Here is an 11,667-nt window from a genome sequence, read left to right as displayed (position 1 = left end):
CCCCCGGCCCGTAATCCGCTGGCCGTCGTGCCACCCGGCCGTCGCGTTGCCGGCCGTTCGGCCACCCGGCCATCCCAGGCGGGAGGATCCCTGATGCACGCCACCACGGGCGACCAGCTGCTGGTGCACGGCAGGACCGTCGGGCAGCACGACCACGTCGTCAAGATCATCGAGGTGCTGGGCGAGAACGGCACCCCTCCCTACCGTGTCCGCGGCGAGGACGGCCACGAGGCGATCGTGTCGCCGGGGCCCGACGCGGCCGTCCGGCACGAAGAGCCGCCCGGCCCCATGAAGTAGGCCCGCCCCCGCGACCCGTCCGCCGCGCCTGACCGTCACGGACGCCGCCGCCCGCCGCGCGGGGCCTTTCCGGCACCCGCGACGGGACCACAGGGCAGCGGCGGCCCCGCGCTGCCCGGATGCGTGCCGCCTCACCCGGGCGGCCGGGACGCCGGGAGGCGCGCCGCCGTCCCGTAGTGGTCGGCGACGACCCGTGCCATGGCGCCCGACCGGTCGGCGGCCACCTCCTTCGCGGAGAAGAAGATGTGGCCGCCCACCTGCGGATACCGGTCGGCGAACGTGAGGTGGCGGGAGAGTTCGGCGGGATCCTGCCAGGGGGCGGGCTGCGCCGGGTCGCCCGCCTTGTAGAGCGCCTCGCCGATGAAGAGGTCCGTGCCCGTGCCCGCCACCGTCCGCGCCCACCACCGCACGATCTCGGCATAGTCGGCGGCCTCGAAACCGAGGTTCCAGTACGCCTGGGGCGCGAGGTAGTCGAGCCAGCCCTCGCGCACCCAGCGCCTGGTGTCGGCGTGGAGGTCGTCGTAGCTCTGCACACCGGCCCGGGTCGCGGAGCCCGCCGGGTCGCTCTCGCGGTTGCGCCAGACCGCGAACGGGCTGACGCCGAAGCGCACCCGGCGGCCGGTCCCGGTGATCCGGGCGATCCGGGCGGACAGCTCCCGGATCAGCAGGTCGGTGTTGGCCCGCCGCCAGGCCGCGCGGTCCGCGAAGCCGCCGCCGTGCGCCGCGTACGCCGCGTCGTCGTCGAAGGTCTGCCCGGCGACCGGATACGGGTAGAAGTAGTCGTCGACATGCACACCGTCCACGGCGTACCGCCGGACCGCGTCCATGATCGCGTCCTGGACGAAGCGGCGGACCTCGGGCAGCCCGGGGTTGTAGTAGAGCTTGCCGCCGTACGGCAGCGCCCAGCCGGGACGGCGGCGGACGGGGTGGGAGGGGGCCAGCAGACCGCGGTCGGTGTGGTTGGCGACCCGGTACGGGTTGAACCAGGCGTGCAGCTCCAGGCCGCGGCGGTGGGCCTCACGGACCGCGAAGCCGAGCGGATCCCAGCCGGGGTCGCGGCCCTGCTGCCCGGTGAGGCAGTCCGACCACGGCTCGTACGGCGAGGGCCACAGGGCGTCCGCGGTGGGCCGCACCTGGAAGAAGACGGTGTTGAGGCGGCGGTCGGCCGCGGTGTCGAGGTGGGCGATGAGTTCGCGCTGCGCGGCGGCGGGTGTGAGGCCGGGCGCCGACGGCCAGTCGCGGCGGGCGACGGTCGCCAGCCACATGCCGCGCAGCGCGCGGTGGCTCTTCCCGGGTCCGGCGGGTCCGGTGGCCGTCGCCTCGCCCTCGGTGAGGAGCGACGAGGTGGCGCCCAGTGCGGCCACCGCGAACCCCCGGCGTGTGATTCGTCTCATGAAAAGTCCCCAACTTGTCCGGTTCATCCCATTCTTCGAGGTCAGAATGCCCGCCCCGGGGCCCGGTGCCTCCTACCGCTCGGAGTAACGTCGGGGTCGAGGCGGTCGTCGGAACCCTTGGAGCCCGCCTTTGCCCCCGACCGGATCAGCTCGCGACCCGAGCCCGGCCTGCGCGGGTGAAGGCGGGCTCCTGCGACGCGCCGCCGGTCCTGAAGATCAGCGAAAGGCACGAGGTGACGGACACTTTCACCGACATCGCACGCGTCGGAGTGGTCGGCTGCGGCCAGATGGGCGCAGGCATCGCCGAGGTGTGTGCCCGCGCCGGGCTGGACGTCATGGTCGCCGAGACCACCGGCGAGGCCCTGGAGCTGGGTCGCACCCGCCTGACCAACTCCCTCGGCAAGGCAGCCGAACGCGGCAAGATCACCGCCGCGGAGCGCGATGCGACGCTCGGCCGGCTCAACTTCACCACCGACCTCGGAGAGTTCGCCGACCGCGACCTCGTGATCGAGGCGGTCGTGGAGAACGAGCAGGTCAAGACCGAGATCTTCCAGGTTCTCGACCAGGTCGTGACCCGGCCGGACGCGATCTTGGCATCCAACACCTCGTCGATCCCGCTGGTGAAGCTGGCCGTCGCCACCTCCCGCCCCGACCAGGTCATCGGGATCCACTTCTTCAACCCGGCGCCCGTGCAGAAGCTCGTCGAGCTGATTCCCGCGCTGACCACCGCCGAGGAGACCATCACCCGCGCCGAGACGCTGGTGCAGGACGTGCTGGGCAAGCACGCGATCCGCGCCCAGGACCGGTCGGGCTTCGTCGTCAACGCGCTGCTCATTCCGTACCTGCTCTCCGCGATCCGGATGTTCGAGTCGGGGATGGCCAGCCGCGAGGACATCGACCGCGGCATGGAGCTGGGCTGCGCGCACCCGATGGGTCCGCTCAAGCTGTCGGACCTGATCGGTCTGGACACCGTCTCCTCCGTCGCCGCCTCGATGTACGAGGAGTACAAGGAGCCGCTGTACGCCGCTCCCCCGCTGCTCGCCCGCATGGTCGACGCGGGACGCCTCGGCCGGAAGTCCGGGTCGGGCTTCTACGCGTACTGAGCCGCACGCCGCGACGGCCCGCTCCCCCCGGGGACGCGGGCCGTCGCGCTGTCGTGGCGGCTGCCCGCCCGGAGCCGACGTGGTGTCCGCCCGCCGCTCGGGGGGACGGCGGGCGGACAGCGACCGGCGGGCGCCCGTCCGCCGGCCACTCCCCCCGTGGCACCTTCGAGTCAACTACCGTACGGGCGGCGGCAAAAGCGTGTGAAACGGCCAACCCGTGGCGCGCGGTTCGCACCCCGCGCGAACCGGCCCGCTCCGCCCCGGATCTCACGCTCCGTCACTTCACACGGGGTGTGCGCCGGTGACCCCCATTGCCCCTCCGCACACGCTCCCGCCTTTTCTTCCTGGGCAGTTGACTGGTGTCGTACGGATAACACGGACGATTCCGGAGACGGAAAGAGGAGCGGAAAGTGACCGCCCACCCCAAGCCCGAGCTGGTAGCCACCGATGTGGCGGAGCTGAGGCGCTGCCTAGACGTGCGCACCGCCCGCGTCGACGGCGAACTGGCGCTGCTCGCCCAGCGTTCCGCGCAGTACGAGCGTGACGCGGGCGAACTCCAGGCCCGCGTCACGCAGTTGGAGAGCGGACGCTGGCCACTGCCCTCGCTCGCCGCGCTCACCGGCATCGCGGCGCTCGCGGTGGCCGTCTGGCAGGTCCTGGTCAGGTGACCGCTCGGCAGGCACCGGCAGGCGACAGCCTGCCGGGCCCGCGGCGGGCCGGAGCTCAGCCGAGCCGGAGATGGTGCAGCATCAGCAGGGCAGCCGCCATGTTGGCGGCCGGCACCTCTCCCCTCGCCACCATGTCGGGCACCAGTTTCAGCGGCACCCACTCCCGCCGGTCGGACTCGAAGCCGTCCTCGGGCGGCCCGGTGTAGGTCCCCTCGTCCGACCAGTAGATGTGGTGCCGGGCGTCGGTGAGGCCGTTGGACGGCTCGACCGACAGCAGATGGGTCAGCGGTCCCGGCCGCCACCCGGTCTCCTCCTCCATCTCCCGGGCCGCGGCCGACGCGATGTCCTCGCCGTCCTCGACGACACCGGCGGCCAGTTCCCAGCCCCAGGTGTCGGTGATGAAGCGGTGCCGCCACAGCAGCAGCACCTCATTGGCCTCGTTGACCACCGTGGCCACCGCCACCGGCCGCATCCGGATCAGGTAGTGATCCAGGTGCCGGCCGTCGGGGAGCCGCACATCGGCGAGATTGACCCGGAACCAACGGTTCTCGTACACGGTCTCTTCCGCGAGATTGTTCCAACGCACTGTCTGCCACCTTCCGCGGTTGTCCGGCAAGGTGACACGGGCCCGGGTCAGGGCAGGGTCGCCCTACAGCGGTACGCGCAGCACCTCGTCGATGAGATCGGCCGCCGCGTCCGTCGCGGAGCTACCGGTCTCCGCCAGATGTTCGCGCACCGCCCGCAGCCGGTCCCGCAACCGTTGTGACTCCACTCCCCTGGCCCGCTCGGTCATCTGCGCGGCGTTGGCCGCCGCCCGCTCCGCGTCGCCCTGGCGCAGCTCGATGTGGGTGAGCATGGCCAGCCGGTGGACCCGGCCGCGGTCGTGCGCGGGGGTGTCCACGGCGGCGTCCGCCTGCTCCCGTGCGGCCCGCAGATCACCGAGGCTCAATAACGCCTCCGCGACCTGTACGTTCACCAGACCCGGCTGGACGTAGCCGGTCTCCACCGGTTCGAGCCCCGGCCTGATCCGCTCGGCCGCCGTCTCCGCGCGCCGGATGCAGGCCAGCGCGCCCGCGCCGTCGCCGAGCCTGGCGTAGGACTTGGCCTGCATGGCGTAGAGGTCGGCGCTCAGCGCCGGGGTGATCTGCGGCCCCGCGGCCCGCAGCGCGGCCTCCGCGAAGGCCACCGCCTGCCGGTACTCCCGTACGAAGAGGGACTGGTTGACGAGCAGCGCGATGATGTAGGCGCCGAGGCCGCGGTCACCGCTGGCCTTCGCCAGGCGCAGGGCCTGGTGGAAATAGCGCTGGGCCAGGCCGAGCGCGTCCGAGTCGTAGGCGCAGATGCCCGCGACGGCCACCAACCCGCCGGTGGCGCGGTGCAGTTGGCGTCCCGTCGCGTCGCTGTAGCTGCCGCGCAGCAGCGGCGCGGCCTCGGTGTTGAGGAAGCCGACGATGCGGGCCCTGGTCGCGACGCCGCCCGCCTTGCGGTACAGGTGCTCGTAGTGGGTCCTGGCGGCCCGCAGCATCTCGATGTCGGCCATACCGACCCGCGCCACGCCGTCCCGGGAGACGTCGGAGTCCTCCGGCGGGTTCTCCCACTCCCAGACGGGGATGACCGCGGACGTACCGGTCAGCGCGGGGGCGTCCACGACGTGCGCACGCTGCTGTTCGTCGGAGCGCCACAGCGCGGTGGCCCGTTCGACGAAGCCGGAGAGCGGGGTGTCGGGAGAGGTGCGGCCCGCACCGGGGCGGCTGAGGCCGATGTCGTCCAGGCCCACCGCGCGGTGCAGCCGGTCGCCGAGCACCTCACAGATCAGGTCGGGGACCTGGCCGCGCGGGCGCTGGCCCTTCAGCCAGCGGGCCACCGCGGTGTGCTCGTAGCGCAGCGCGAGGCCGCGGCTGCGCCCCAGATGGTTGATGCGGGCCGCGAGCCCGGCGTGCGAGATGCCCGCCTCGTCGAGGATCGCGTCGAGCAGGGTGTTGGGCTCCATGCCGGCCTCCCGGTGAGCCGGGCCCGCCCACGGGCCGGCGACTCATGACTGGATGCCTCCAGTCGGCGTACTGACTCCGTGCCGTCAGGGTAGTGAACCGCGCTTCACACGGGGTGTGAAGGGAGCCGGGCAACTGCCGTGCGGGGCGGGCCGGTTGGGCCGTCCCGGGGGAAAGGGGTGAGGGCGCGCACCGGCCGTTCCGCCGGTGCGCGCCCTCACTCCGTGCCGTCGCCGGCCACGGGCCTGCCGTCAGCCGCGCAGGGCCGCTCCGGTGTGCTCCGCCGCCGCGGCGACCGCCGCGTCACGGGCCGCCGACGCCTCGTCCGCGGTCAGCGTGCGGTCGGCCGCACGGAAGCGCAGCGCGTAGGCGAGCGACTTCTTGCCCGCGCCGACCTGCTCGCCGCTGAACACGTCGAACAGCCGCAGCGACTCCAGGAGTTCACCCGCGCCCGCGCGCAGCGCCGCCTCCACGTCGGCGGCGGGCACCGTGTCGTCCACGATGAGCGCGACGTCCTGGGTGGCGACCGGGAAGGTGGAGATCCGCGGTGCGCGCAGCGGGCCTTCGGCCGCCCGCTCGACGCGGTCCAGGTCGATCTCCATCGCGCAGGTGCGCTCCGGCAGCCCCAGCGTCTTGATGACCCGCGGGTGCAGCTCACCGGCGTTGCCGACCAGCACCTCCTCGCCGTCGATCTGCGCGAGCAGCGCGGCGCAGCGGCCCGGGTGCCAGGGCGCCTGCTGGTCCTGGCGGACGGTCAGCTCGACGCCGGCCTCGCGGGCGACCGTGCGCCCGGCCTCGACGGCGTCCGCCCAGGTCGACGGGCGGCCCTTGCCCCACCAGCCGGCCTGCTCGCGGGCCCCGGCGAGCACCACGGCGACGCGCCGCGGCTGCTGCGGGAGCGAGGCGTTCAGCCCGGCGATCTCCTCGTCGGTCGGCCGGCGGTCGACGGGCAGCCGGACGGCCGGCTTCTCGTCACCGGTCGGCCTGAAGACCTGGCCGGTCTCGAAGAGAGCGAGGTCGTGCGTGCCCCGGCCGTCGTTCCGCCGCAGCGCGCCGAGCAGGCCCGGGATCAGCGTCGTGCGCAGATCGGGCTCCTCGTCGGAGAGCGGGTTGACGAGGGTGACGGTGTTGCGCCGCGGGTCGTCCGGCGCGATGCCGAGCTGGTCGAGCACGGCGGAGCCGGTGAACGGGTAGTTCAGGGCCTCGACGTAGCCCGCACCTGCCAGCGCCCTGCCGACCCTGCGGTGCAGCCGCTGACGCTCGGTCAGGCCGCGGCCCGCGGGCGGCAGCGGGAGCGTGGAGGGCAGGTTTTCGTAGCCCTCCAGCCGGATGACCTCTTCGGCCAGGTCGTTCGGCTCGCTCAGGTCGGGCCGCCAGGACGGCACCGTGACGACCAGCTCGTCCTGCCCGTAGACGTCGCAGCCGACCTGCTGGAGGCGGCGGACGACGGTCTCCCGGCCGTAGCCGACGCCGGCGACCTTGTCCGGGTGGTCGGCGGAGATGGTGATCGTGCGCGGCCCGCTGGGCGAGACGATCTCGGTGACGCCGGGCTCGGCGGTGCCGCCGGCGAGCAGCACCAGGAGGTCGACGGTCCGCTGCGCGGCGGCCGACGCCGCGGCCGGGTCCACACCACGCTCGAAGCGCCGGGACGCCTCCGACGACAGCTTGTGACGGCGGGCCGTACGGGCGATGGAGAGCGCGTCGAAGTGCGCGGCCTCGATCACGACGTCGGTGGTGCCGTGCACCTCACCGGTCTCCGGGTCGGTGGTGCCGCCCGCGATCTCGGTGTTGGCGCCGCCCATGACACCCGCGAGGCCGATGGGGCCGCGGTTGTCGGTGATGACGAGGTCCTCGGTGTCCAGCACCCGCTTGGTGCCGTCGAGGGTCGTCAGCTGCTCGCCGCCGGTGGCACGGCGGACGCCGATCGGCCCGTCGACGGTGGAGCGGTCGTAGGCGTGCAGCGGCTGGCCCAGTTCGAGCATCACGTAGTTGGTGATGTCGACGGCGAGCGAGACCGGACGCATCCCGGCCTTCTGCAGGCGGCGCTGCAGCCAGATCGGGGAGCGTGCCTCGGGGTTCAGACCGGTGACCGTACGGGCGGTGAAGCGGCTGCAGCCCAGCGGGTCGGCGACCTGGACGGTGTAGCCGAAGGAGTTCGGCGGCGGCACGTCGAGCAGCGCCGGGTCGCGCAGCGGCAGGCCGTAGGCGGTGGCGGTCTCGCGGGCGACGCCGCGCATCGACAGGCAGTAGCCGCGGTCCGGGGTGACGGCGATGTCCAGCACCTCGTCGACGAGCTGGAGCAGCTCGATGGCGTCGGTGCCGACCTCGGTCTCCGGGGGCAGCACGATGATGCCGCCGGTGCCGTCGTCGCCCATGCCCAGCTCGTCGCCCGAGCAGATCATGCCGTGCGACTTCTTGCCGTACGTCTTCCGCGCGGCGATCTTGAAGTCGCCGGGCAGCACGGCGCCGGGGAGCACCACGACGACCTTGTCGCCGACCGCGAAGTTGCGGGCGCCGCAGACGATCTCCTGCGGCTCGCCGGTGCCGTTGGCGTCGCCGACGGCGACGGTGCAGAAGCGGATCGGCTTCTTGAAGCCCTCCAGCTCCTCGATGGTCAGCACCTGACCGACGACGAGCGGGCCCTTCAGTCCTTCGCCGAGCCGCTCGACGGTCTCGACCTCCAGGCCGACCGCGATGAGCTTGGCCTGTACGTCACGGCCGGACTCGGTCGTCGGCAGGTCGACGTACTCCCGCAGCCAGGAAAGCGGGACACGCATCAGATCTCCATCCCGAACGGCCGGGTGAACCGGACGTCGCCCTCGAACATGTCGCGCATGTCTTCCACGTTGTGCCGGAACATCAGCATCCGGTCGATACCGAACCCGAACGCGAACCCGCTGTACTTCTCGGGGTCCACGCCGCAGGCGATCAGCACCTTGGGGTTGACCATTCCGCAGCCGCCCAGCTCGATCCAGCCTTCGCTGGAGCAGGTGCGGCAGGGCCGGTCGGGGTTGCCCACGGACGCGCCACGGCAGACGTAGCAGACCATGTCCATCTCGGCGGACGGCTCGGTGAACGGGAAGTAGTTCGGCCGCAGCCGGGTCGTCATGCCGGGCCCGAAGAGCGCCTGGACCATGTGGTCGAGGGTGCCCTTGAGGTCCGCCATGGTCAGGCCCTCGTCGACGGCGAGCAGCTCGATCTGGTGGAAGACCGGCGAGTGCGTGGCGTCCAGCTCGTCGGTGCGGTAGACCCGCCCCGGGCAGACGACGTACACCGGCGGCTCGCGGTCGACGAGCGTACGGGCCTGGACCGGCGAGGTGTGGGTGCGCAGCACGACACCGGACTCGTCGCCCTTGGTGCCCTCACCCTGGACGAAGAAGGTGTCCTGCATCTGGCGCGCGGGGTGGTCGGGCACGAAGTTGAGCGCGTCGAAGTTGAACCACTCGGCCTCGACCTCGGGGCCTTCGGCCACCTCGTAGCCCATCGCCACGAAGACGTCGGCGACCCGCTCCATGAAGGTGGTCAGCGGGTGCCGGGCGCCGGATGGCTGCCGGTCGTAGGGCAGCGTGACGTCCACCGCCTCCTCGACGAGCACGCGTGCGTCGCGCTCCGCTTCCAGCTCCTCCTGGCGGACCTTGAGCGCCTGGTTCACCCGGCCACGGGCCTGGCCTACGCGCTTGCCGGCGTCCGCCTTGGCGTGCGGGGGCAGTGCGCCGATCTCGCGGTTGGCCAGCGCGAGCGGCGAACGGTCGCCCGCGTGCGCGGCCTTCACCTCGCGCAACGCCTCCAGATCGGCCGCGGCGGCGATGGCGTCGAGCGCCTCGTCCGTCCGCCGGGCGATCTCTTCCGGTTTCAGGGCTTCGACCTCGACAGGGTCGTACGACTTATTGGGTGCGGACATCTCTTCCCGTGCTTCCGGTGGTCTGGCTTGGCTTGGCTCGCTTCGCCTCGGCTCTTCGATCACAAACCTCGGATCCGAGCCCGCGCTGTGCCCGCGATACCTGTGCGCCAAAGGTGCCAAAGGGCAAGTCTAAGGGGAGGGGCCGACAGGGCTGTTCCGAGCCCCGGCCCGGGGGCGCCCGCCGCGATCCCCTACGCCATGAAGGCCGGGGTGGCGACGGGCAGGACAAAGCGGAATTCGGCACCGCCCGCAGGGGCCCGGCCGACGGTGATCGTCCCGCCGTGCGCCTCGACGATGCCCTTGACGATGTACAGGCCGAGGCCGGTGCCGCCGCGTTTGCTGCCCCGCCAGAAGCGGGTGAAGACGCGGCTCATCGACTCCTCGGGGATGCCGGTTCCCTCATCGCTCACGGTGACCGCGGTTCCTTCCGTGTGGCTCGCCCGCCCTGCCGCTGTGACCTCGATGGTGACGGTCCCCGCGCCGTGCCGCACCGCGTTTTCCAGGAGGTTGCCCAGCACCTGGTCCACCTTGTCCGGGTCCGCCCACAGATCGGGCAGCGGTTCGCGGAGCCGGATCATGAAGCGCTCCGGGGCCTGGCCCGCCGTGGTCTGCGCCTGGACGTGCCGGCGCACCGCCGCGACCATGTCGACCCGCTGCCGCCGCACCTCAAGACGCCCGGAGTCGATGCGCGAGATGTCCAGCAGCTCGGCGATCAGCCGGGTGACGCGGTTGGCGTCGGCGTCGACGGTCTCCAGCATCAGCCGCTTCTGGTCGTCGGTGAAGCGCTCCCACTTCTGGAGGAGGGTGGCGGTGAACCCCTTGACGGAGGTCAGCGGCGAGCGCAGTTCGTGCGCGACGGTGGCGATCAGCTCGGCGTGGCTCAGCTCCGTACGGCGCCTGGCCTCGGTGCCGCGCAGCGCGACGATCAGCCGCCGGACGGGGCCCGTCGGGACGCTGCGGACGTAGCGCGCCGAGACCAGCACCTCACGGCCGCCCAGCAGCAGATTGCGCTCCGGCTGGCCGCGGCGGATGGCGAGGCCGCCGTAGGGGTCGGTGAGCTGCCACCAGCGGCGGCCCTCGACGTCCTGGAGCGGCAGCGCCTGGTCGAGGGGCCTGCCGAGCGCGTCTTGCGGGTCGGTGCCGGTGATCCTGGCGGCGGCGGAGTTGAAGCAGATGACGCGGCCGTCCTCGTCGGCGACGACGAGTCCGTCGGGCAGGTCGTCGGGGCCGAGGCCGAGGTCCGCCGCGGTGCGGTCGGGACGGGCCGCGGCCGACGCGGAATCGTGGTCCTGCGGGCGGATGTCCGCAGCGGCGGCAGCACCGGAAGTCCTCACGCTCATCCCCTGTTTCCCCCTCCGGGCCCCGGGCACGTCACCCTACTAGCAACGGCCGTAGGGGCCGGGGCGATCCGGCGGACACCCCTCAGGCGGGTGACGCGCCGCGGCAGCCGCCGGCCGTGCGCTGGGCGCGGGCCGAGGCGTAGAGGCAGACCGCGGCGGCCGTCGCGAGGTTGAGGCTCTCGGCCTTGCCGTGGATGGGCACCCGCACCACGGCGTCCGCCAGGGCCCGGGTCTCCTCCGGCAGGCCCCACGCCTCGTTGCCGAAGATCCAGGCGGTGGGGCCGCTCATCGCGCCGGCGTCGAGTTCGGCGTCGAGGTCACGCTCGCCCGCGCCGTCGGCGGCCAGCAGCCGCGCACCGGCGCCGCGCAGCCCCTCCATCACCCGCTCCACCGGCACGCCGACGGCCACCGGCAGATGGAAGAGCGAACCGACCGACGCGCGCACGGACTTGGGGTTGTAGAGGTCGACGGACGCGTCGGTCAGCACCACCGCGTCGGCGCCCGCCGCGTCGGCGCAGCGCAGGACGGTGCCGGCGTTCCCGGGGTCGCGGACGTTGGCGAGCACCGCGATCAGCTGCGGCCCGGCGGCGAGGATGTCGTCGAACGGCGTGTCCAGGAACCGGCAGACGCCGAGCAGGCCCTGCGGGGTGACCGTCTGGGAGATGTCGGCGACGGTCCGGTCGTCGGCGTGGTGGACGCGGACCCCCGCGGCGTGCGCGGCGGCGATGATCTCGGCGTGCCGCTCGGCGGCCTCGACGGTGGCGAACAGCTCGACGAGGGTGGGCTCGCCGCCGACGCGGTGGGCAATGGCCTCCCGTACGGCCTGCGGGCCCTCGGCGATGAACCGGCGTTCCTTGCCGCGGAAGGCGCGGCGGGCCAGCCGCCGGGCGGCGGCGACGCGCGGGGAACGCGGGGAGATCAGCTCGGGGGTGCCCATGGGCGGCGACTCGCTTCTTTCGTACGGTGCGGGGCGGGC

The 11,667-nt window shown here is 73.0% G+C and carries 10 protein-coding genes; 3 read left to right on the top strand and 7 right to left on the bottom strand.

What is annotated here, in order from left to right; translation table 11 throughout:
* Nucleotides 1-93 precede the first annotated feature (93 nt).
* Entirely contained in the window at nt 94-297 is a 204-nt protein-coding gene (locus ACIBK8_RS19600) for a DUF1918 domain-containing protein (RefSeq protein ID WP_393686123.1), read from the top strand.
* 131 nt (nt 298-428) lie between these two features.
* Here ACIBK8_RS19600 and ACIBK8_RS19595 read toward each other — a convergent pair whose 3' ends face one another.
* On the bottom strand, nt 429-1,691 hold the full coding sequence (locus ACIBK8_RS19595) for a glycoside hydrolase family 10 protein (RefSeq protein WP_399043099.1): 1,263 nt from the start codon (nt 1,689-1,691) through the stop codon (nt 429-431).
* Nucleotides 1,692-1,924: 233 nt separating this feature from the next.
* Between ACIBK8_RS19595 and ACIBK8_RS19590 the strand changes: the two genes are divergently transcribed.
* Together ACIBK8_RS19590 and ACIBK8_RS19585 are read left to right on the top strand one after the other, a co-directional pair.
* A complete protein-coding gene (locus tag ACIBK8_RS19590) occupies nt 1,925-2,794 on the top strand; it encodes a 3-hydroxybutyryl-CoA dehydrogenase (RefSeq protein WP_393686126.1) in 870 nt (289 codons plus the stop codon).
* Between the two features lie 410 nt (nt 2,795-3,204).
* On the top strand, nt 3,205-3,462 hold the full coding sequence (locus ACIBK8_RS19585) for a hypothetical protein (RefSeq protein ID WP_393686128.1): 258 nt from the start codon (nt 3,205-3,207) through the stop codon (nt 3,460-3,462).
* Nucleotides 3,463-3,517: 55 nt separating this feature from the next.
* Here the strand turns inward: ACIBK8_RS19585 and ACIBK8_RS19580 are convergent, their stop codons facing one another.
* The 6 genes from ACIBK8_RS19580 to ACIBK8_RS19555 all read right to left on the bottom strand — a co-directional run bounded on the left by ACIBK8_RS19580 (nt 3,518) and on the right by ACIBK8_RS19555 (nt 11,628).
* A complete protein-coding gene (locus ACIBK8_RS19580) occupies nt 3,518-4,048 on the bottom strand; it encodes an NUDIX hydrolase (protein WP_393686130.1) in 531 nt (176 codons plus the stop codon).
* A gap of 63 nt (nt 4,049-4,111) precedes the next feature.
* Nucleotides 4,112-5,452: a transcriptional regulator gene (locus ACIBK8_RS19575; protein ID WP_399043098.1), complete on the bottom strand. Its 1,341-nt coding sequence runs from the start codon at nt 5,450-5,452 to the stop codon at nt 4,112-4,114.
* 249 nt (nt 5,453-5,701) lie between these two features.
* Nucleotides 5,702-8,227, bottom strand: coding sequence for a phenylalanine--tRNA ligase subunit beta (gene pheT / locus ACIBK8_RS19570; protein ID WP_399043097.1), 2,526 nt, complete (start codon nt 8,225-8,227; stop codon nt 5,702-5,704).
* A complete protein-coding gene (gene pheS, locus ACIBK8_RS19565) occupies nt 8,227-9,351 on the bottom strand; it encodes a phenylalanine--tRNA ligase subunit alpha (RefSeq protein ID WP_399043096.1) in 1,125 nt (374 codons plus the stop codon). The genes pheT and pheS overlap by 1 nt, the downstream gene beginning before the upstream one ends.
* 191 nt (nt 9,352-9,542) lie before the next feature.
* Nucleotides 9,543-10,691, bottom strand: coding sequence for an ATP-binding protein (locus tag ACIBK8_RS19560; protein WP_399043095.1), 1,149 nt, complete (start codon nt 10,689-10,691; stop codon nt 9,543-9,545).
* Between the two features lie 82 nt (nt 10,692-10,773).
* Entirely contained in the window at nt 10,774-11,628 is an 855-nt protein-coding gene (locus ACIBK8_RS19555) for a TrmH family RNA methyltransferase (RefSeq protein WP_399043094.1), read from the bottom strand.
* Nucleotides 11,629-11,667 lie beyond the last annotated feature (39 nt).

The organism is Streptomyces sp. NPDC050161 (assembly GCF_044460025.1).
Classification (GTDB): Bacteria; Actinomycetota; Actinomycetes; order Streptomycetales; family Streptomycetaceae; genus Streptomyces.
The sequence above is the reverse complement of the archived record's forward strand: the minus strand, read 5'-3'. Positions and strand labels throughout refer to the sequence as shown.